We start from the raw sequence: 21,254 nt of genomic DNA on the forward strand, positions 1-21,254 counted from the left end.
GTCTTTGATTTCGTAACCGGTCACGAGCGGATTGTAGTAGATGCGCCCTTGCAGGGCAGTGAGCAAATCCTCCGCCGTGCTGTCGGTTATCTCCCGCATATAGTCGAGATTGACCGTACCATATTTGTTGAGCGACGCAGACAGGGCTTCTTCGGGAGAGCCTACGTTGGCATGGCTCTCCACCGCGAAGGAAACAGGATGCTCGAAGATGTCCGCCTTGACGAACTTTCCGTTTTCCATCCGTTCCAGCGAAAGGATGTCGCGCCCGCCCGCATCCATCATCACTAACTTCACGTTCTGCTTGGCGTTGAGGTTGCCGTAGCGCATGACAAACTCATCGTAACAGGTATTCAGATGCTCTCGCCACGGAACATTTGCCTCGCGCCGGAGCGATTCATAACGGTACAGACGCTCGTAGGCGTCACGCAGCGACACATACAACAACGCCTTTTCCTTCTGGTATCCTTTCAGGTCGAGCGGCTGGAATGTCGCCCCGTATGGCGTGATGTCTTTCAGGTAGCCGATGTTATGACGCCCCCGGTCAGCCACCAGCGACCCTTCGCGCAGGTGCATCTCCGGCGTGCGGTGGTAGGCACGCGGAGAAAGGTCCACGACTTCCTCCTTCGGCTTTTCCGCTTCGATGTCGGGGAAAAGGAAAGTCCCCACCGCTTCCGATGGGGTATCTGTAACGGCAGGTGCGGCGACTGCCTCCGGCTGTGTTTCCTCCTGTCGTGGCTGCTCACGGGAAGTTTCCGGCACGGCTTTCACTTCCGTCTTTTCCGCCACTTGTTTCTCGTTATGCTGCCTTGCCAGTTCCCGAAGTTCTTTCCTACGCTCCGGCGTCAAACCCATCATCATTTCATAGAAACCGTTGATGGGAGGATTGGTATCCCAGTCCAGTGTGGCATAGATGTCGTCCGGGTCGGCAGGCTTGGCGGTGTTCTCCGCTTTCACCTCCTTATTCTCCATTGCGGGTTTTGCAGTTGGAGCTGTCGGTGTAACCGTGACTTTCGGTTTGGGCGGAGTGGACTTTGCCGTAACTGCCTTTTTCACCGTCTTTTTCTTTTTGGAGGTTTTCGGTTGGCTGACCTCTTCCGTCATCCCCCAGAGGTCAAGCAGGGTGAGCTGCACGCCTGCGGAATATTGCGGGCGCGGTTCTATCTCCGGCTTTTCATCTGCGGGTTGCGGCTTTTCTGTCGGAGTTTCCACCGTCTGCGCCGAGGATACTGTTTCCAATTTTATGGCAGGACGCTCTACTTTATTTTGAACGGCAACTTTTTCTTCCGTTCCTGCCTGCCGGATTGAACCCGAATACAAGCGCATGGCAAGCCTGTAATGGAAATCCTCGTCGAGCATACGGCGCAAATCCCCGGCGATGCCTGCTGCCTTGCCCTCGTGCAGATAAACCATAGCGGGCTTCCCGTAGGGGTCTGTGTCAAGTTTCGCCATCGTATGCACGATGCGTTCCGGGTGGTGGATGAAATAGGCGTTGTCGGTCAGGGCGGTTTTCGTGTCCGTCTGTATCACGGTCATCAGCCGCTCGTCCTGCGACATTTCCTTCTTGCTGAGGTTCTTTTGCAGGACAATCAGGTCACTGCCCACCTCCGTGCCCGCGTTGTCCGTGAACAGGTTGTTGGGCAGGCGTATCGCGGATACCAGATTGGCCTGACTGAACAGCTCGTTACGCACGGAGGTCTTGGTGCTATTCAATACCCCTTGCGAGGTGATGAACGCCACGATACCGCCGTCACGCACGGCATCCAGTCCTTTGAGAAAGAAATAGTTGTGGATGGTTTTCTGGGCGGAGCGTCTGCCGAAAGAGTCGCTCCGCTGAAACTCCGCGTCGAACACGGCAATGTCACCGAACGGAATGTTGGACACCGCCAAGTCGAAATAATTGTTGAACGGTCTTTCGATTTTCTCAAAACCGCAGGTGCGCATTTTATGGTCTGGATATAGATGCCGCAGGATTGTCCCCGTGAGCAGATCCTTCTCGAAAGCCATCACATCCGCATCGGGGCTGTGCCGCAGCACGGAATCCACGAACACGCCGACACCTGCCGACGGTTCGAGCATACGGGCGGGGCGGACGCTGTAATCTGCCAGCACGTCCGCGATGGTGTCGGTTATCTCTTTGGGGGTGTAGAAAGCGGTCAGCACGGACGCTTTCAGCGAATCCACAAACCGCTTGTACTCTGTTTCGTCCTTGCTGTTCTCACGGATAAGCCTGTGCAGCTCCACCGTCGGGGCGAACAGTTCGAGGTCGGATTTCGCCCACCGGACGGCATCCGTCAGTTCCTTTGCAGGGTTGAGGATACATTTCAGACCGCCGAAACCGCAGTACCTTTGAAGTATGGCACGCTCTTCGGTTGTCGCTGTCCTATTTTCCCTGTCAAGGATGAATGCCGTCCGTATCGCCTCGATGTTGTCCCGCAGTTTCTGTTTGCGGTTAAACGCCATATTCGTCTAAGTAAAGGACGGTTGCTCCCGTCAGCTCCGTGTAGAGCAGGTCGTAATCGGAAGACAGGGCGAAATTGTCATCCGAGAGGTCATAGACGGAGAACACGTTGCCGACAAGCGGCAGCAGTTTCAGGACAAAGGCTTCACGCTTCTCTTCCGGCACTTCATCGGCAAACTCGTTTTCCACGACTTCGCGGAGGATGGCGTAACGGGAATAATGCAGCCCGCGCAGCAGCGTGTCCATCGCCAGTTCCTGCGCACCATCGGCGGGATAGCCTTCAAGCCGTGCCCTCTCATACGTTTCGGCGGCACGGTCGGCCCGTTCCCGTATGAAAGCGGTGTCGTCAGCCTGTTCAAACTTGTTCGTGCGGAGATAGTCCAGCAGGTACAGACCGTAATAGGAAAAGTCGGTCTGACCCTCGTTTTTCTTCTTGTTGTTCATTACTTTGGATTTAGCGGATTGATAATTAACGGGATAATCGGTTGGAAAAAGGAAGAAAAAGGCACTCGGTATCCCTCCGAGTGCCACCACTAAATCCAAAGTATGAGTGTAATCCGGTATCGAAGAACAATTCATTACTCTGAACAAGTGGCAAAGTTAATACTATTTCTTCCGTCCTGAAAATTTCTTGTCCTTTTTAGCCTCCGGGAACACAAAAGTCGTGTTATATTCCCCGTGAAAGGCGACAACAGCATCGAAACTCTTGCCCTGTTTGCTCTTGAACCCTTTGAGCAGCTTGGTATGCCCTTCGGTGAGCAGGTCTTTGATTTCATCGTCGGACAGGGTGCGTCCCGCTTTCAGCCGGAACACGGGCAGTCCGCACTCCGTGTTGTCGCAGCGTACCACCTTGCCGTAGAACCGCATCCTGCCCGTGCCACACTTGGGACACGCGCAGCCGGAGTCACGGCTGCCGAAGAGCTTGTCGCACGAGATCAGTTCGGAGGTTATCTCACGTGTGTACGCCTCTATCTCCTTGCGGAAGGTGTCGTCGGACAGTTCCCCGCGCTCGATACGCGCCAGCTCCTTTTCCCATTCGCCCGTCATGGCAACATCGGCGATGCGCATCGTCTTGACGACGGAATTGAGGGCAAGTCCTTTTTCGGTGGGAACAAGCGACTTCTTGCAGCGTTCCATGTAACCGCGCTTGAAAAGCGTTTCGATGATGGAGGCGCGTGTGGCGGGAGTACCGATGCCACAGTCCTTCATCGCCTGCCGCAGTGCGTCGTCCTCAATTTCCTTGCCCGCCGTTTCCATTGCCGAGAGCAGGGTGGCTTCGGTATGCAGCGGCTTGGGTTTGGTCTTTCCTTCGGTAATGGACGAGCCTTTCGGTGTCAGCGTGTCGCCTTCCTGCCAGCCGGGGATGGTAATTTCCTCTTTTTCCTCGCCATAGACGGCACGCCATCCGGTTTGCTTCACGACGCTGCCTTTTACGGTAAACTCCACTCCGGCACATTCCGCCGTGACAGTGGTCACATCCTTGACGCATTTCTCAGAGAATGCCTCGACCATGCGCCCGGCAATCATCTGATAGATGGTATTGTCCTCTTTGGAGAGGAAGAGCGGTTTCTCACCCGTGACGAGCAGGGCATGGTGGTCTGTCACCTTGCCGTCGTCCACGCTGCGGCGTGTCGGGGCGGCTTTTGCCCGCACCTTGTCTTTCCATTCGGGCTGTGTGCCGATGAAAGCGAGCAGTTTGGGAATTTCGGCAAACACGTCTTCGGGGATGTAGCGGCTTCCCGTTCTCGGATAGGTTATCAACTTCTTTTCGTAGAGTTTCTGCGCGATTTCAAGCGTCTGTTCCGCCGTGAAGCCGTGCTTGGCGTTGGCTTCTTTCTGGAGCGTGGTCAGGTCGTAGAGCAAGGGAGTTTCCTCCGTCTTCTCCTTGCGCTCGGCTTTCGTGACAGTGGCGCAACCTGCCGCCTTTACCTTATTATATAGTTCCATCGCCGGTTCTTTCTCTTTCCATTTCTCGGAGGATGAGAATTTCACGACTTCGCCGTCGCAACCGTCCGTTGCGATATGGAGCTGCCAGAATGCTTCGGACGTAAAGCGGCGGTTCTCCCAGTAGCGTTCACATACCATAGCCAACGTTGGTGTCTGCACCCGCCCCACGGAATACGTGCCGTGTCCGGCGGCGATGGATAACGCCTGTGTGCCGTTGATGCCCACGAGCCAGTCGGATTCGCTCCGCGCTTTGGCGGCGAGGTAGAGGTTGTCGTATTTGCTGCCGTCTTCGAGTTTCCGCAGTCCCTCGCGGATAGCTTTGTCGGTGAGAGAGCTGATCCACAGGCGCACGAAAGGAGTGGTGCAACCCGTATAGTGGTAGAGGTAGCGGAAGATAAGCTCTCCCTCGCGTCCGGCATCGGTCGCCACGATGATTTGGTCGCTGGTGCCGAACAGCCTTTTGATTGTTTTTATCTGCGACACCACGCCGCTATCGGGCTTGTAGCCTTTCTCCGTCCTGACCTGACGGGGGACGAGCGTGAATGTGTCGGGAATAATCGGGAGGTTGTCACGGACAAATCCGCGCACGCCGTAGCCGTCGGGCATGGCAAGCTGGACAAGGTGTCCGAATGCCCATGTCACGGCATAACCGCCTCCCTCGAAATATCCTTCCTCTCTCTTTGTCGCGCCCACGATGCGGGCGATTTCACGTGCCACGGAGGGCTTTTCTGCAATGATTGTCTTCATGTCTTCTTCTTTTTTGTTGATACTTTGGATTTTATTTTGGATTCAGTGGCGGACACGGGATTACATTTTCATGCCCTTGCCCGTTTTCTTCTGCGGCTTCTCCTGCTGCTGTTGCTGGCGGGCGTCCTTCGGGTTGGTCTGACCTTTCTGCAACGGCTCTCTCAGATTCTTTGTAGCCTCGTTGGTCTTGCCATCGTTGTTCACCGCCACCTGCGTGCGGCTCTCGTTGGACGGAGCAACCTGCTGTGCATTGTCAGGGTTCGTGTCGTAGCGGTACGGGCGTCCCTTCTCCGGGTTGAACTTGATATACATCGTGGCATGGAAGCCCTGCTTGTCGGTCACGTTCTCCAGCTTCACGGCTTTACCCGCCACATAGTCGGCTTTCTGCTGGTCGGTGAAGCTCACGCCGCTCCATTTGCTGATGGGGCGGATGCTGCCGTCCTCGTTCGTCCACGTGTTGCGGCGTTGCTCCTTCTTGGTCTGTGCGGCATTTTCCCCGCCCTGCGCCTGACTTTTCGATGTGTCGCCTTTGGTTTCCTGTGTCTGTGCGGTACGGGGCGACTTGCCGGTTCCCGGCACGAACTCCACGCCGCGCTGCTCCACGTTCACTTGCAGGGTGGTGACGAACTTTCTGCCGTCGTTGCGCTCGATGAGCTTGTCGCGTACGGGCAGTCCGGCGCGGAGCATGTCCCGCTCCTGCGTGGTGATTTCCGTCTTGCCGATGCGCTCCGGGATGCGCACCCTGCTTGCCGGAATGTCCGTGATTTCATTCGTCTTGCGGTCGATGCTGATGTAGGAGGGGATGATCTCGCCCGTTTCCCTGTCCACAATGTCCACGACCCTACCGAGATTGCCCGTTTCGCGGAGGTTCTTCCGGTCATTGTCGGAGAATTTGTGTTCCTTGTACTCATCCAGCTTCTGCTCCTTGCGGATGAAGTGCGGCACGAGGCTGATGTTTCCCTCACCGTCCTTCTTGAAGGAGAGGCGGGCGTCCAGCTCGAATGATTCGCCGCCGAAGGTCGGTTTGACCTTTACCAAGTCGGACTTGCCATAGTTGAGCATCTTCGTAAGGTCGCCGGACTTTTCAAGGTTGTCCCGCTTTACGCCCCATCTGTCCTCCAGCTCCTGCCAGTTGATTTTACTCTCGTCGATGGGCTGGTAGCCACGTTTGCCCTGCATCTGTTCGGATTTGTCCTGTTGCTGTTCTTTCCGTTGTTCCATGTTCTCCTGTTTTTGAGGTTCTTGTTTCTCTGTCTGTTGTGCTGCCATCTCTTCCTGCACCTTCTTCTCATAGTCGGAGGTGTCCACCTTGTGAGGGGCGAGCAGCTCCTTGTTCGCTTCGGGGTCTTTCAGCAGTTGCTTCATCACCTCTAAGAGATTTTCAGCTTGGTCTGCCGCAATGCGGTAGAAACCGAAGCGGCTGGGTTCCTTGCACTGCCGGAAGAAGTTCTTGAAGAAGTTGTCCAGCACGTCGCCATGTCGGTCGAATTGCAGGAAACTCTGCGCGTTCTCCGCTTTTGCGGGGGTGCGCTTGGGTGTGCCGTCCGCGTTCAGCCCGGCTACCACGCTGATCTCGCCTGTCTTCTCGTCACGGACTACCAGCACGTCCTTTTCGTCTTTTTTCTTTGCCATCTGAAAAATGTTTTAATGGGTTATTTATGAAAGAAATTATGGATACGAGCCTTGTAGAAGGCTATATCTTCCTTTTTGAAGTCCTTGATATGGTTGGAAAGGAATGTCAGCACGTCCTCCTCGCTGTAATAGGTCTTCTTGCCCAGCGTCTTGTAGGGCAATGCGCCTACGCTGCGGTAGCGTTGGAGGGTGCGTTTGCTTATCTGGAGCAACATGCACAAATCCTGATTGTCGAAAAGGCGGATGCTTTCCGTGATAGTGGGCTGTTTCCCCTCAGCCTTCATCGCCAGCAGCAGTTCGTCCTGACGGTCGAGCCGTTCCATCAGCTTCTGCATCCAGCCCTCGAAGTTGTTTCGTGTGAGCAGTTCCATGACCTATGTCCTCCTTCCTTTTGGTTTGCCGCCCGTGCGCAGCGTGTGGTTGTGGAACAGGGTGTCTATTGTCCCTTCCTCGTTCCTTACTGTGTTGTCCTCCAATAGCCGCAGTATCTCGGAAAGGCGGTAGCGGCAGCTTCCGCGTACCACCACATACTCGATACGGTGGTCGGTGCGCATACGCTGCATGGTGCGCTTGCTCACGTTGAGCATCTTCGCCGCCTGTGCCGTGTCAAGCAGCTTGTCTTCGGTTTCCCGCTTCCGTTTCTTCTCGTCCCTTGCCTCGCGGATGTACCCTGCGATGTTCGCAATCTGCGCCATCATCTCCTTGTAGGCGGAACTTTCCATTGTTATCACTTTCATGTTCAGTCCTTTCTTTTTGTTTCTGCGACAAAATTCGGCAATAAACAAAAGGGGCTTTAACAACTCACTACGTGACTCACGTAAGATTTTTGCGGAAGATGGCTCCGTAACCCGGTCAAACGGCGCAACAGGCAGCCTTTCAGCGGAAAACGATACGTCTTGTATGCCGTTTCGTTACCTTTGCGGCAAACTCTAAATGACATGAATATGGAAATAGTATCTATCGAGAAAAAGACTTTCGAGATGATGGTGGCGGCATTCGGCGCACTCTCGGAGAAGGTCGCCGCCCTGAGGCGCAAAAGCGACACGGGGCGCATGGAAAGATGGCTCACGGGCGAGGAGGTCTGCGGGCAGTTGAGAATAAGCCCGCGCACGTTGCAGACGCTGCGTGACAGGCGGCTTATCGGCTACTCGCAGATAAACCGCAGGTTCTATTACAAGCCAGAGGAGGTGAAGCGGCTGATACCGCTTGTCGGCACGCTCTATCCGCACGGCAGATGATTTGATTTATTCACCCACTGAATCCGAAGTTATGATGAACGAGAACAACGATGTTTTTACGATGGAAGACGAGCCGATAGCCTCTGTGGTGCAGGATATGCGCAAAGGCTCGAAATGGCTGTCCGCATTTCTGGAAAGCTACCGTCCTCCGCTGGACGGGGAACGTTACCTGACGGACGGCGAGGTGTCGGAACTGCTCCGTGTGAGCCGGCGCACCTTGCAGGAATACCGCAACAACCGCGTGTTGCCCTTCATACTTTTGGGAGGGAAGGTGCTTTACCCGGAAACGGGGCTGCGCGGGGTACTGGAAGCGAACTACCGCAAGCCGCTGGAGTGAGGCGGTTTCATGAAAAAGTAAACGGGTGACACCTTTTGTGGTGCTACCCGTTTACTTGTCTTATGGGGTATGTGCAATCAGCAATACCCGGCTTTTCCGTTCTGTATGAACATCACGTATGTCTGCCGTTTCTCTTGTGAGAGTGCCTTTCCCACCAGCCATGTGCGGAACAGGTGGGTGTTGTAGGTATTCACCCTGAAAGCGACCGGGATGATGATTTCAAGGGCGTACACGTCCGCGTGCAGCCCGTTTTCAAGCTGCATGTAGCGGCACACCTCGTAGTCGTTCAGCACGTCCGACTTGCGGACGGCTCTGATGGCGGCGTTCACTGCCGGGACGGTCGTATGGAACAATCCGGCTATTTCGGTGGCGGTCATCCACACGTCGTTACCGGTTACGCTGACTGCCTTGTCCTCGATGATGATTGTGTCACGTTTCATGGCTTTTCTTTTTAGATGGTGCAACCTGCAAATTCCTCGACGCCGTTCAATCTTGCGGCAAGGTTCTCCATGTCCTGATTGAGCTTCTCTTTGGTTATCTTTGCGTAAATCTGCGTCGTCTTTATGCTCTTGTGTCCGAGCATGGAGCTGACCGTTTCGATGGGAACACCGTTGGAGAGGAATATCGTCGTGGCTGCCGTGTGGCGGCTCTGATGCCACGTGATATGCTTGGTGATGCCGCAACGCTTGGCGACGGCACGGATACCGGCAAGGCACGTGTTATAATGCGGAACGGGAAATATCCTGCCGTCCCCGCACAGTCCCCGGTATTTGCCGATTATGCGGTTGGCGATGTCGAGCAGGCGGATGTTGGACACCACGCCCGTTTTCTGGCGGTTGATGTTTATCCACTCGTGTTCGTCGAAGTAGGTGCGGATATTCTCTTCCGTAAGGTTGCGCATATCCGCGAACGACAGCCCCGTGAAGGCGCAGAACAGGTAGAGGTCGCGGTACAATTCCTGTTTGGCGTTTTTCAGTTTCCCCTCCATCAGCAGGCGGATCTCATCTTTGGTCAGGAAACTGCGTGTTGTTTCCTCCTTCTTGATTTCATACTCGCGGAACGGGTCGCGCGTCAGCCACTCGTTGTTGATGGCGATGAATACCATCGTCCGTAACGGGCAGACGTACAGCCACACGGTATTGGTGCAGCAGTGCTTGTCCGTGCGCAGGAACATCTCGAAGTCGGAGATGAAAGCCGGGGTAAGCTCTTTTAGGGCGATGTCCTTCACATGGTAGCGGATGTCGAGGAACTCTTGCATGTGCTTGTAAACGGTGCGGTACTTCAGCAGCGTGCCTTTGGCTTTCATGCCTGCCTCCACCTGCTTCTCGTAGTCCTCGTTGTGCTGGCGGAACACCTGCATCAGCGTGTGGTAGCGGTGTTCCAGTCCGAGAAAGGCGTTCTTCACCTTCTCCGCCGTGACGAAGTTGTCACGCTCCATGATTTCCTGATAATGCCTGTTGATGCGTACCCGCATCTTGTCAAGCATACGGTTCGTTTCGAGTGCCGCCGTGCTTCTGCCCGTGACACGTCCACCTTTGGTGTCCCACAGTTTCGGATCGACAGTCAGTTTGCAGCTGAACTGTGTCTGGCTGCCGTCCACCGTGATGCGTCCCATGACGGGAACTGTCCCGTCCTTTTTCACTACCTGACGCTTGAGGTAGTAGATTACTGAAAATGTACTCTTCATTGTCCTTAATTTTTGGGTTTCAAAATTAGTTGGTGAAGAGTCCGGTGTTGGTACGCAAAACGGGGAGGAACGGCGCAATCTTTTTCCGTAACCTGATTTTTCGCATGAGTTATGGATAACTCACTATTCCTTAGAGCCTTGTTTCGCTATTCGTACCCGTTTGTCGCATTTTCGGGCATGGTTACGAACAAGTAACGTAGCGGCGTCAGGATTTGGCTTCGGCAGGGATTGTAATGGCTTCACGGATTATCGCCACTTCAACCAAAACCCTTGTAACTCAATTCTATCACTATATCTTTCCGCATTTCACTTTTTTGTAGTAACTTTGCGATATAAAAAATGAAAATATTATGGCATTCAGTAAAGCAGAAGAATTTGAGGAAAAAGATATTTTGGCAGCACGTTTTGCCAAGGCTCTGAGCCACCCGGCACGAATAGCAATCGTAAGATTGTTGGCTAACCACAATGCCTGTTGTTATTGTGGAGACTTGACAACGGAACTGCCAATCGCACAGTCTACCATATCACAGCATTTGAAGGTGCTGAAAGATGTAGGTCTGATAGACGGCGAGATAGCTCCACCTAAGGTTTGCTATCGTATTAACCGTGAAAACCTGCTTTTGGCAAAGAAACTGTTTTCAGAACTCTTATGATTTGATTAAGAGTTTTTTTATTGGCATAAGGTATCGTATTTTTACGATATAAAATTGGAAATATGGAACAGACATCGGCAAAAAGAGAAAAAAGAAAATCACTACTGAGAATAGCAATCCCTATCATACTATCATCCTGCCTTCAGATTTCATACGATATTACGGATATGTTCTGGGTCGGGAAATTGGGAAGCGGAGAAGTGGCGGCTGTCGGAACGGCCGGATTTTATATCAAATTGGGTTGGTCTTTGATAAGCGTGATAACCATCGGTACTATGGTATCGGTATCACACAGTATAGGGGCTGAAAAGAAGGACAGGATACAGCACTTCATATCGTGCGGAATACGCAGTACATTCGTGTTGGGGATATTCTATGCCCTGTTCGTCTTTATGCTGGCGGAGCCTCTTATATCACTTTTCAATATCGAAAGACCGGAAGTAAACACGATGGCTCAGAACTATCTGAGGATAAGCAGTATCACAGTTCTTATCATGTTTATGAACTTTTTGTTTACCGCCATTATAGACGCACACGGAAAGACACAATTCTCGTTCAGGGCGGTACTTTACGGGAATATCGTCAATATCATTCTTGACCCTCTGTTTATATTTTATTTCGGACTGGGAGTGGAAGGTGCGGCATGGGCTACGGCACTTTCACAGGGGTGTGCCATGATGTATGCGGTGTATCTTCTCAGACACAGGCTTGAACTCACCTTGAGTATAAAAGCAGTACCCCACAAGTTTCTCAGGAAAATACTTGGAATAGGTACAGCACCTGCCATGCAGCGTATTCTGTTCTCGCTTATCGGCATAGCCATCGGGCGTATCGTAAGTATATGGGGAACAGATGCAATAGCCGCACAGAAGCTGGGGCTTCAGATAGAGTCGCTCTCGTTTCTTCTTATGAACGGTCTGATGCAGGCAACCTCCATACTTATAGGGCAATATTATGGGGAAAGGAATACGGATATGATAAGGAAATGCTATCGTACAAGTATCAGGCTTGGATATTGTATCTCCATTCCTGCCACATTCATATTTTTAGCTTTCCCGGAAACCATACTGTCATTTTTCGTGAATGAGGCTGCCACCATAGAAATAGGTAGTGCCTATCTGCGTATAGTCGGCTTCTCACAGCTGTTTGCCACACTTGAAATGCTTACTTCGGGAGCTTATACCGGACAGGGGCTTACCAAATATCCGGCAACCGTGAGCATCGTGTTCACCACAATGAGGATACCTCTTGCCCTTCTGCTTGGCAAAAGTCTGGGAATGGGAATAGAGGGTGTCTGGTGGAGCATATCGCTTACCAGCGTGATAAAGGGCATTGTACTTTATCTATTATATAGAAAAAGGGAAAAGGAACTTGAAAAATCAAACATACAATATAGCAGTATATGAATACACAGGATTTTTGCTTTATACTTAAACAGAACAGCCATCTGCTTAGAGAGGGGTGTTTCGGACTTGAAAAGGAAAATGTCAGGGTCAATCAGGACGGTACGCTTGCCCTGACTCCACACCCGGCAGTATTTGGCGACAAGGGGAAGCACCCTTATATAACCACCGACTTTTCAGAGAGTCAGGTGGAAATGATAACTCCGCCGCTGCCAAGTGTAGGAGAGGCTTTGGGATTTATGGAAACGCTGCACGATGTGGTGACGGAGAATATCGGCGATGAGCTTCTCTGGCCTCAGAGCCTTCCTCCTGTATTGAAGGAGAATCAGGAGATACCCATTGCACATTATTCGGGAGAGTTCAAGGACAAGGAGTATTACCGTCAGAAACTTGCCGGAACCTACGGAAAGGAAAGGCAGCTTATTTCGGGAATACACTTCAATTTCTCTTTCTCGGAAAAACTGATGGACGTTCTGCTGAAAAGCGGTGTGTGCGGCAGCTCTATGGAGGAGGTCAGGGAAACAGTATATTTCCGTGTGGTGAGGAACTTTCTCAAATACCGCTGGCTTTTTATCTGGCTGTACGGTGAATCTCCGCTTGCGGAAGAAACCCTGAATGTGATTTCGCTTAAAACGGGAGAAAAGCAGCCCATGAAGTGTGGGGTAAGCCTCAGTCTGAGGACAAGTCCGTTGGGGTATCGTAACCGTGAGGAATTCTTCATCGATTATTCCTCACTTGAAGCCTATAATATGTCTATTGACAAACTGATAAGGGAAAACCGTATTGACGGACCTCACGAGCTTTATCTTCCGGTTCGTATCAAGTTTCTGGAAAAGGATAATGGTTCTCCTTCCTACATTGAGGTACGAATTGTGGATCTTGACCCGTTTACAAAATCGGGGGTATGCGCAAGTGCCATTTATTTTTCTCACCTTCTGCTTGTCTATTCTCTGCTGAAGGAGGAGAACGGAAGTCTTACGGAGGAAGAACTGCAAAGGGCTACCTGTAATCAGGATATGGCTTCATGCTATGGAAGAGACGAAAAGAAGGAGTTGAAATGCTGCTCGACCACTGTACAGCAGAAAGCTACTTCTATTTTAGAAGATATGGAGAGGATTCTTTCAGAATATGGGGTGCTTGACAATGAAACCTACCGTCAGGAGATGCAGCACAATCTGTATCTTGTACAGAATCCTGAGAAGCGTATAGGCATGGTGCTGTATGAGAACATAAACAGGGTGGGGTTTGTACCGTTCCATCTGGAGAAGGCAAGACAGTATAGGGAAGCCACCATAAGCGGAGGTTACAGATTTCATGGACTGGAGGATATGGAAATGTCCACACAGCTTCTGCTGAAGGCTGCAATACTTAAAGGGGTAGGTTTTGAAATACTTGACCGTAAGGAAAACTTCATACGTCTGTTTGACGGTAAAAAGGAGGAATATGTGATGCAGGCAACCAAGACCTCTTTGGACTCATACGTGTCTGTATTGATGATGGAAAATAAGGTGGTAACGAAGAAGGTGCTGGAACGTGCCGGAATAAGCGTGCCGGGCGGTTATGAATACACGTCACCGGAGGCAGGTATGGCAGACTACCGTATGTATGCAGGGAAACCTGTGGTAATCAAGCCTAAGTCCACCAATTTCGGATTGGGTATAACCATACTGAAGCATAACTATGATGAAACGGACTTCAAGGCAGCCTTGCAGATAGCCTTTGAGCATGACAACACGGTGCTTATAGAGAAGTTCATACCGGGAAGGGAGTTCAGGATATTCATCATCAATGATGAAGTGGTAGGTATCCTTCACCGTGTTCCGGCAAACGTGACGGGTGACGGTGTTCTGAATATCGGACAACTGATAGACAGGAAGAATGAAGATCCGCTCAGAGGTAAAGGATATCGCACCCCTTTGGAGAAAATTAGAAAGGGGCGTGAGGAGGAAATGTTTCTGAAGCAGCAGGGAATGGATTTCAACACTGTACCCAAAGAGGGGGAAGTGGTCTATCTTCGTGAGAACTCCAATATCAGTACGGGAGGAGACAGCATAGATTTTACAGACGATATAGACGACTCGTACAAGGCTATTGCTGTGGAAGCTGCCAAAGCTCTGAACGTGAAGATTACCGGGCTGGATATGATGATACAGGATATTCATGCTCCTGCCACACCGGATAACTATGCGATCATTGAAATGAACTTCAATCCTGCCATACATATACACTGTTATCCGTTCAAGGGCAAGAACAGACACCTGAACCATAAGATGATCAGGGCTTTGGGATTTTAAAGACAGTGCAGACAATAAAAAGGATATAACCTATCCTTTTTATTATAGGTTAAACCAACGTATATTTACGATTTAAAATATATATAATCACATGGAACATATTACATACATCGGAGAAGTTGTTGAAAAGTTGGCGGATCATTCGTCATTCCCTGAACTTTTCATCAAATATGAAGAAGGAGACCCGATACCTTCAGGTAAGGCCATACATGAGATAATAGAACTTTGCCGTGCAGTCCTGTTTCCGGGATATTATGGAAATCATACGGTAAACAGCCAGACACTCACTTTTCATCTTGGGGTGACACTGGAGAAGCTGAGCAATATCCTGACGCAGCAGATACAGGCGGGTATGCTTTTCGGAAATGAGAATATGAAGGAAAGGATAAAGGGAACTCCCTGCTGCCAGACGGCAAGAAAGTATGCCGAGAGGTTCATACGGAGCCTTCCCGAAATGAGAAGGGTGCTGGCAACGGACATTCATGCAGCCTTTGACGGAGATCCGGCAGCTACCTGTATAGGAGAGATAATATCCTGCTATCCTGCCATCAGAGCCATTTCAAACCACAGGATTGCCCACGAGCTATATAAAATGGAGATACCGCTCATACCGAGAATTATCAGTGAGCTTGCCCATTTTGAGACAGGGATAGATATTCATCCGGGTGCTGAGATAGGAGAATATTTCAATATAGATCATGGAACCGGAATCGTGATAGGGCAGACTTGTATCATCGGGAATCACGTCACACTGTATCAGGGTGTCACACTCGGTGCAAAAAGTTTCCCGACTGACGAAAACGGAAATCCGATAAAGGGAATACCACGCCACCCCATATTGGAGGATAATGTGACGGTATATTCAAATGCTACCATATTGGGGCGTATAACAATCGGCAGGGGTGCTGTTATCGGGGGTAATCTCTGGGTAACAGAAGATGTGGAACCATACGGAAAAAGAGTACAGAAAAAATAATCTGATAAATATGAGCAATATAAAGGACAATTTGCTGCAGCTTATAGGCAAGACTCCATTGGTGCGGCTTTCTAATATATATAAAGATGAATACGGAACGGAAATCATAGCCAAAGTGGAATATTTCAATCCGGGAGGCAGTGTAAAGGACAGGGCAGCCTATGCGATGATTGAAGCAGCGGAAACTTCCGGGAAATTAAAAAAAGGGGGTACAATCATTGAACCTACAAGCGGGAATACCGGTATCGGTATGGCTTGGATTGCAGCCCTAAAAGGATATAGAACGATACTGACAATGCCTGAAAGTATGAGTCTTGAACGCAGGAAACTATTGGCGTTCTTGGGGTGTGAAGTAGTTCTGACACCAGCCGCTTCCGGTATGAAAGGAGCTTTGGATAAGGCAGAAGAACTGCAAAGGAATACTCCCGGATCTATTATATTACAACAGTTTTCTAACTCAGCCAATCCTATGGTTCACTACAATACAACAGCAAACGAGATTATGGAGGATTCGGACGGAGTGTTCGATGTTTTTGTTGCTTGTGTAGGTACAGGAGGAACAATAACCGGAACAGGAAAAAGACTGAAGGAGTTAAAGCCGAATGTTAAAATTGTAGCAGTAGAACCGGAGTCATCAGCCGTTTTGTCAGGAGGGCAGGCTGGAAAGCACAGTATTCAGGGCATAGGTGCCGGATTTGTCCCTGATAACTATGATTCAAACACAGTAGATAAAATTATTCAGGTAAAAGATAAAGAGGCTTTTGATATGATGCACAGTTTGGCGAAAAAAGAGGGGCTTCTTGTCGGAATATCTTCCGGTGCAGCAGTTTCAGCCGCTGTTAAACTTGCCTCAAACGATTCTTATAAAGGGAAAAGGATAATTGTACTGCTACCTGATACTGGAGAGAGATACCTTTCTATGAATATATAAATAAACAAAGCCCTTAATGGGCTTTGTTTATTTATAATACAGTTTCAAATCATCTGTTGCAATCTCCTTGCCGTCTTCAAAGGTCAGTGTCTTGCGGTCTATCTCCTTGCCGTTCTTGCGCACGACCACCACCCAGTGCATCGGCTCGTTCACTGCCCCATCATCGCCATCGACCACACCGCCGGAAACGGCAAATTCAATCGCACTGCCTTCAGTGGAAAGCGTAACGGAAGGTACAGCCAGCTGTTCATCGCCAAGAACCGCCGTACCCTTGAACTTCTCTCCCGTATTCTCATTGACAACTGTTGTGCCGTTTGCAGCCACCACCACCGACTTGATATAACTCCTGTATTCGCCTGACTGCTCAACCGTAACCTGATACATAGCCCCCTCACCGCCTCCGGGTTCGTCTTCCTTGCTACAACCTACCAGACCGCCAATCACGCACAGGCATACCGCCAAATGATAATAAAACTTCTTCATAAGATTAAAATTTAAGTTTATAAATAAATCACGCAACCCAAACCGATATGGTTATTGTTGCGAAGAATGGAATTAAACAGCATTTCAAACCGATATTCGGCAAAGAGAGCGACCTTCGGACTAAGCAGCAGTTCAGGTCTTACGCCCACCTCATAGCCATAGACAAACGCCCGGCTACGCTCCAGATAAACCAGCTCGCTCTTGGTCTTTGCCCTCTGGTAGCCAATCGTGCCGGAAGCCACGCCCAGAAAAGAGAACTTGCGCCCCTTCAGGAGCCAGTAGGCGAACTCCGGGCCGACTGTTACGGTGTTCGCCTGTACCTGTTCACGGTTCAGGTTACGAAGGTGGCAACCTTCTTGGTTCCAGCTTGCATACGTATGCTCTTGACTTTTGCAAAGGATAAATTGACATCGTACGCTAATAAGATAGATTTCATAGAAACGGGAGCAGCTCCCATGCCATTAGAAGATATGCGTCTGTTGTGTCAAGTTTTGCCTCAAACTCGACTTTACAACACCTATGCATCTACAGAAACAGGCATTATTTCTACTTTTAATTATAATGATGGCGAATGTTTGGCAGGTTGTTTGGGAACGCCAATGAAACAATCCTCATTTTTCATTACAGCCGACGGCATCGTTGGGTGTAAGGGAAAAACACTTATGATGGGATATTGGAACGATACGGAAACAACAGCAAAAGTACTAAAAGATGGTACCATTATTACAGCAGATTTAGGGTCTATAGATATGAAAGGTAGGTTACGTCTGCATGGACGAAGTGACGATGTTATAAACGTTGGAGGTTATAAGATTGCACCTACAGAGGTTGAAGACATTGCATTGGCTTTTTCTGGCGTGAAAGATTGCATTTGTATCGAGGCTCCACATCCTGTTGTTGGAAAAGTATTGAAACTGTTGATTGTACCAGATGTCGATTATAATCGAAAGAATCTGGTGAATTACCTCAGATCTAAATTAGAACCTCATAAAGTTCCAGTATTATATGATGAGATTGCTGAAGTGCGGCGTACATTTAATGGAAAAATCGATCGCAAGAGTTATCGATAAAAAATTAGATTTTGAAAAGGATGGCGGGATTGATACTCTTGCCATCCTTTTTGCATGTAAGGTGGAGATGGCTGCCAGTACTACGACCGGTATTGCCAGTTACACCAACTATGATACCAGGATAAACATATTCTCCTTTACGAACTATGATAGAGGATAAATGGCAATAGCTGACATGATAATTGCCATGCCTCAATGTAACATAGTTGCCAGAACGATTGTCATAGCCAACCTTTTCGACAATACCATCCATCATGGCATAGGCAGGTTCGTTCTTCGCACGAAGATCCAAACCGTTGTGCCATGATAGTTTACCTGTAAAAGGGTCACGACGATAGCCGTAAGGACTGGTGACTTTGATTGATTTCAGTGGATAAGTGATGCTTGGATAGCCGCTTATCCACTGTTTTTGTTTGCTATCCACAGAGTCTGTTTCCTGTTGAAGTAGATTTGCTTGTATAGAATCTACAGGTTGATTGGCAGGAAGTAGAAACTTCTCCTCCACTTTCCTGACTTTGTAACGGCATACGTTATTGCTGACGGTATTGAACTGCGCCTTTGCACTCGATACCGCCAGACAACTTATTACCCATAATACCACTATTTTCCATTTCATGGTGCAAAGTTAGGGAAAGATATCAAGAGTGATTGTCGATGCTGTAAAAGTATAACATAAAATAAGATTAAAGTATGATTGAGAGTATGAAATGATGATATAATCATAATAAAATGGAAAAGATTGAGCAGAAGAACGTAGGCTTTCTTGTATTCATTACTCTTGGGCTATCTTTGCATGGCTATATGCAAAGTATCATTCAAAATATAATCAGAATATGAAAAGAAACTCATTTGAAGAAAGCGAAGTGCCGTATCAGACACTTGCAAAGTTCGGTCTTACCCATGAGATGATAGAAGACCTTCCGATGCATGCCTTGGATGACATCAGCAATGGTCGTCCATCGCCAGTGTTGCCTGTGAGCATGGAAGTAAACGAGGGCTACAGTATCAAGAGCAGAACCCGATTTGCCTTGGTAAGAATGGCAGACGGAAATGTGGATGTGATGTTCTATCCTGTATTGAAGTACGCCCCATTGGACAAATTCACCAAGGAACAGCAGGAACTGTTGAAGCAGGGCAAGGCTGTGGTGGCAGATGTGGATATGCCAGATGGCACACATGTCAAGGCATTTGTACAGATTGACGGAGAGACCAACCAAGTGATGGCTGTGCCGACACCTGTGATTGGTAGAAACTTGCAGGTGCTATCTGACGAACTCAGTCTTGGAGGAACGGAGCTAAAGAGCATCCAAAATGGCGAGGCACTGACATTTGCCGTAGAAGACGAGCCTGTGACTGTAGGCATCGACCTGAAGAGCGATACTGGCATCCGCTTCGCCAACGGCGATGGTGAGCAGTGGCGCAAGGAAGGCAAGCGAGAGTGGGACAAATACACTTTCGGCATCTATGGCTGTTGGGTAATGGATGTTGACGGTAATCTCGACTATGTTCCAGAGGAGGAATATACCGAAGAACTGTGGAATGAGCAGAAAAAGGCTGCTGGAAGACATGCTTCTGCCGTTGCAAGAAAGTAAAGTGAAACATCAAATTTAGGGAAGAAATGAGAAAAGGACCTTATTATACAGAAGACATTCTCGTGGAGAAGATGCAGAGCGGCGAATACGGTTGGCTTGACTATGTGAACCATTTCAGTGAGGGATGGCAGAACGAGTATCAAGAATACTGCAAGGAACACGCCCTGTGCATCGGCAACGAGAGTGCGGAACAGTTTGTGAAGTACAAGGACGAGCTGTTGGAGCAAGGAATGGAAACAGAAAACGCTTAATACAATCATGCTATGGCGATAAGAAAGAACTTGAATCCAAGACAGATGGACTTGCAGCCAGAGATGCGTGACATCTTGATGCGCAATGGTATGCAAGCCCATATCATAGCCAACGGTGACGGTTATCAGTTAGCGGTACAGGGACATGACTCCCCACTGCTGACTTACAACCTCACCAAGAAACAGATGTTGGCATTGACCGATTGGGGAACCAACTCTGCCAACAAGAAGGCATACAATGTCTTTACAAGCATCATTGGCAAAGATTTCTATATGCCGAGAAACCTTGTCCATGCAAGGAACGCTAACGGAAGAGTGGCAATGGGACTACATGGATATAGGATTGGTGCAGGAGAGTACGGCAGATTAGGATGGAGTCCTGAGTTTTTGGGTTGGACACCGAGAATGCAGGACGGCTATCATCTACGTAGAGTCGGAGGACAGATGTTTTATGCTGGTGCACCGATGGTAGCGGAAAGACCTGACAGAAGACTGAAACCTGGTGAGTTAACCTCAGGAGGTTATGGCTTTTACTATAAAGGACAGCAACAAGCAGCACCACAAGCAGACGTATTACAAAACCTGCAAGCCGTGATGACACCTGTAGAAACACGTCCAAGAAGTCAAGAGCCAGCCAAACCCTACAAGGAACTGATAAGCTCACCTGTATATTTCTCCAACGATCAATGGCAGGAATGCCTGTCTTCACACGGTATCATCATCGATGAGAAGGCAAAGACACTCACCATCCAATCAGAAAGCACCAAAAGTGATATGGTGTATGACTTGACCGACGATGAATTGAAGGCATTGACCAACAATTCTGTCAAGCAAGTATCTGTAGCCAAACGACTGGATATATTGAATAATGTCATCAAGGACGATTTCGCAGACAAGATAACGATGGACATGCTCAACAGCAAGGAGCGCATCCATATCGGTTTGCGTCCAGAGGTACAGCAGGAGTTGGACGGCAAGATGCAGTTGCAATCTACCGTCGAGTCACTGCAAGTGCAGCAAGAACCTATGAACAATAAAGTAGGTATTGTGGATGGGCAGGACTTGGACGAGAGCAAGGGATGGTTCCGTGAAGGCAAGCATGGCAGAGAAGTAACTGTTGGTGAGATACGAGTGGAGCCAGCGGAGCAAGAAGGCAAGTTCCTCATGACAGCCATCATCAACGGTGAGCGAGTAAGCCACGAGATAACGCAGAAGCAGTATGACAAGTTCATGGCAGTGGATGACTACCATCGCATGAAACTTTTTTCCAAGATATTCGGTGAGGTAGATATGAAAGACCGTACCAGTTTGGGAACCAAGATTGGAGCTGCACTGTTAGCAGGATTGGGTGTTGCTGCAGAAGTAGGCAGTGAGCTACATCGTCCACATGGCGCACCTGTAGTGATAGTTGACCACCATCATGGTGCAGCACCTGCGCCACCTCGTCCCTATTTCAAGCCAGGAGTAGATACGCCAATGGATGTGGCGGCGAGAAACTTTGAGGCTGCTATGAACCAAGAAGTATTGCATCCTCACATGGGGAAAGGACTATAAC

The 21,254-nt window shown here is 49.5% G+C and carries 22 protein-coding genes; 11 read left to right on the forward strand and 11 right to left on the reverse strand.

Annotation, left to right across the window (positions count from 1 at the left end; all coding sequences use genetic code 11):
* From C9991_RS15900 to C9991_RS15925, 6 genes are all read right to left on the reverse strand, one after another.
* Nucleotides 1-2,460: winged helix domain-containing protein (locus tag C9991_RS15900; RefSeq protein ID WP_157949512.1), on the reverse strand; the 2,460-nt coding region annotated here is incomplete at its 3' end.
* Nucleotides 2,450-2,902, reverse strand: a complete 453-nt coding sequence (locus tag C9991_RS15905; protein WP_004304266.1) for a DUF1896 domain-containing protein — start codon at nt 2,900-2,902, stop codon at nt 2,450-2,452. The genes C9991_RS15905 and C9991_RS15900, both read right to left, overlap by 11 nt.
* A gap of 162 nt (nt 2,903-3,064) precedes the next feature.
* Nucleotides 3,065-5,152: a type IA DNA topoisomerase gene (locus tag C9991_RS15910; RefSeq protein WP_106813463.1), complete on the reverse strand. Its 2,088-nt coding sequence runs from the start codon at nt 5,150-5,152 to the stop codon at nt 3,065-3,067.
* Between the two features lie 60 nt (nt 5,153-5,212).
* The gene (locus tag C9991_RS15915) at nt 5,213-6,784 is read right to left on the reverse strand and encodes a DUF3945 domain-containing protein (RefSeq protein ID WP_004291455.1); all 1,572 of its coding nucleotides are present in this window, start codon (nt 6,782-6,784) and stop codon (nt 5,213-5,215) included.
* Nucleotides 6,785-6,804: 20 nt separating this feature from the next.
* Nucleotides 6,805-7,155, reverse strand: coding sequence for a helix-turn-helix domain-containing protein (locus tag C9991_RS15920; RefSeq protein WP_004291454.1), 351 nt, complete (start codon nt 7,153-7,155; stop codon nt 6,805-6,807).
* A gap of 3 nt (nt 7,156-7,158) precedes the next feature.
* Nucleotides 7,159-7,584 carry a helix-turn-helix domain-containing protein gene (locus C9991_RS15925; protein ID WP_004291432.1) on the reverse strand — a complete coding sequence of 142 codons (426 nt, stop codon included), beginning with the start codon at nt 7,582-7,584 and terminating at the stop codon, nt 7,159-7,161.
* 138 nt (nt 7,585-7,722) lie between these two features.
* Here C9991_RS15925 and C9991_RS15935 point away from each other — a divergent pair, with 138 nt between their 5' ends.
* Together C9991_RS15935 and C9991_RS15940 are read left to right on the forward strand one after the other, a co-directional pair.
* Nucleotides 7,723-8,022: a helix-turn-helix domain-containing protein gene (locus tag C9991_RS15935; RefSeq protein ID WP_004291426.1), complete on the forward strand. Its 300-nt coding sequence runs from the start codon at nt 7,723-7,725 to the stop codon at nt 8,020-8,022.
* A 31-nt stretch (nt 8,023-8,053) separates the two neighbouring features.
* Nucleotides 8,054-8,359: a helix-turn-helix domain-containing protein gene (locus tag C9991_RS15940; RefSeq protein ID WP_004291424.1), complete on the forward strand. Its 306-nt coding sequence runs from the start codon at nt 8,054-8,056 to the stop codon at nt 8,357-8,359.
* Between the two features lie 77 nt (nt 8,360-8,436).
* Here the strand turns inward: C9991_RS15940 and C9991_RS15945 are convergent, their stop codons facing one another.
* Both C9991_RS15945 and C9991_RS15950 read right to left on the reverse strand, forming a co-directional pair.
* Nucleotides 8,437-8,799, reverse strand: a complete 363-nt coding sequence (locus C9991_RS15945) for a hypothetical protein (protein WP_004291423.1) — start codon at nt 8,797-8,799, stop codon at nt 8,437-8,439.
* Nucleotides 8,800-8,810: 11 nt separating this feature from the next.
* A complete protein-coding gene (locus tag C9991_RS15950) occupies nt 8,811-10,046 on the reverse strand; it encodes a site-specific integrase (protein ID WP_004291422.1) in 1,236 nt (411 codons plus the stop codon).
* Nucleotides 10,047-10,396: 350 nt separating this feature from the next.
* Here C9991_RS15950 and C9991_RS15960 point away from each other — a divergent pair, with 350 nt between their 5' ends.
* The 5 genes from C9991_RS15960 (at nt 10,397) to cysK (ending at nt 16,303) form a co-directional block, all read left to right on the forward strand.
* Nucleotides 10,397-10,699, forward strand: a complete 303-nt coding sequence (locus C9991_RS15960; RefSeq protein ID WP_004326342.1) for an ArsR/SmtB family transcription factor — start codon at nt 10,397-10,399, stop codon at nt 10,697-10,699.
* A 62-nt stretch (nt 10,700-10,761) separates the two neighbouring features.
* A complete protein-coding gene (locus C9991_RS15965; RefSeq protein WP_106813465.1) occupies nt 10,762-12,105 on the forward strand; it encodes an MATE family efflux transporter in 1,344 nt (447 codons plus the stop codon).
* On the forward strand, nt 12,102-14,396 hold the full coding sequence (gene gshAB, locus C9991_RS15970) for a bifunctional glutamate--cysteine ligase GshA/glutathione synthetase GshB (protein ID WP_032528639.1): 2,295 nt from the start codon (nt 12,102-12,104) through the stop codon (nt 14,394-14,396). Before C9991_RS15965 ends, gshAB begins: the two co-directional genes overlap by 4 nt.
* 91 nt (nt 14,397-14,487) lie before the next feature.
* Nucleotides 14,488-15,372, forward strand: coding sequence for a serine O-acetyltransferase (locus C9991_RS15975; protein ID WP_032528640.1), 885 nt, complete (start codon nt 14,488-14,490; stop codon nt 15,370-15,372).
* A gap of 10 nt (nt 15,373-15,382) precedes the next feature.
* On the forward strand, nt 15,383-16,303 hold the full coding sequence (gene cysK / locus C9991_RS15980) for a cysteine synthase A (protein WP_032528664.1): 921 nt from the start codon (nt 15,383-15,385) through the stop codon (nt 16,301-16,303).
* Between the two features lie 27 nt (nt 16,304-16,330).
* Here cysK and C9991_RS15985 read toward each other — a convergent pair whose 3' ends face one another.
* Nucleotides 16,331-16,786 (reverse strand): beta-barrel fold lipoprotein, encoded by a 456-nt coding sequence (locus C9991_RS15985; RefSeq protein ID WP_106813466.1) that lies wholly within the window; start codon nt 16,784-16,786, stop codon nt 16,331-16,333.
* 17 nt (nt 16,787-16,803) lie between these two features.
* Nucleotides 16,804-17,217 (reverse strand): conjugal transfer protein TraO, encoded by a 414-nt coding sequence (locus C9991_RS17330; RefSeq protein WP_106813467.1) that lies wholly within the window; start codon nt 17,215-17,217, stop codon nt 16,804-16,806.
* Between C9991_RS17330 and C9991_RS15995 the strand changes: the two genes are divergently transcribed.
* Nucleotides 17,131-17,856, forward strand: a complete 726-nt coding sequence (locus C9991_RS15995) for a class I adenylate-forming enzyme family protein (RefSeq protein WP_438269232.1) — start codon at nt 17,131-17,133, stop codon at nt 17,854-17,856. The two genes, C9991_RS17330 and C9991_RS15995, sit on opposite strands and share 87 nt — an antisense overlap.
* 4 nt (nt 17,857-17,860) lie before the next feature.
* On the opposite strand, the gene C9991_RS16000 is transcribed toward C9991_RS15995, so the two are convergent.
* On the reverse strand, nt 17,861-18,472 hold the full coding sequence (locus C9991_RS16000; RefSeq protein ID WP_106813469.1) for a M23 family metallopeptidase: 612 nt from the start codon (nt 18,470-18,472) through the stop codon (nt 17,861-17,863).
* Nucleotides 18,473-18,689: 217 nt separating this feature from the next.
* Here C9991_RS16000 and C9991_RS16005 point away from each other — a divergent pair, with 217 nt between their 5' ends.
* Genes C9991_RS16005 through C9991_RS16015 form a run of 3 tightly spaced genes read left to right on the forward strand, consistent with a single transcriptional unit; the run spans nt 18,690 to nt 21,253 of the window.
* Nucleotides 18,690-19,448, forward strand: coding sequence for a DUF4099 domain-containing protein (locus C9991_RS16005; protein WP_106813470.1), 759 nt, complete (start codon nt 18,690-18,692; stop codon nt 19,446-19,448).
* A gap of 26 nt (nt 19,449-19,474) precedes the next feature.
* Nucleotides 19,475-19,699 (forward strand): hypothetical protein, encoded by a 225-nt coding sequence (locus C9991_RS16010; RefSeq protein ID WP_106813471.1) that lies wholly within the window; start codon nt 19,475-19,477, stop codon nt 19,697-19,699.
* Nucleotides 19,700-19,711: 12 nt separating this feature from the next.
* A complete protein-coding gene (locus tag C9991_RS16015) occupies nt 19,712-21,253 on the forward strand; it encodes a hypothetical protein (RefSeq protein ID WP_106813472.1) in 1,542 nt (513 codons plus the stop codon).
* The last annotated feature ends 1 nt before the right edge of the window (nt 21,254 follow it).

Source organism: Prevotella merdae, from assembly GCF_900290275.1.
Classification (GTDB): Bacteria; Bacteroidota; Bacteroidia; order Bacteroidales; family Bacteroidaceae; genus Prevotella; species Prevotella merdae.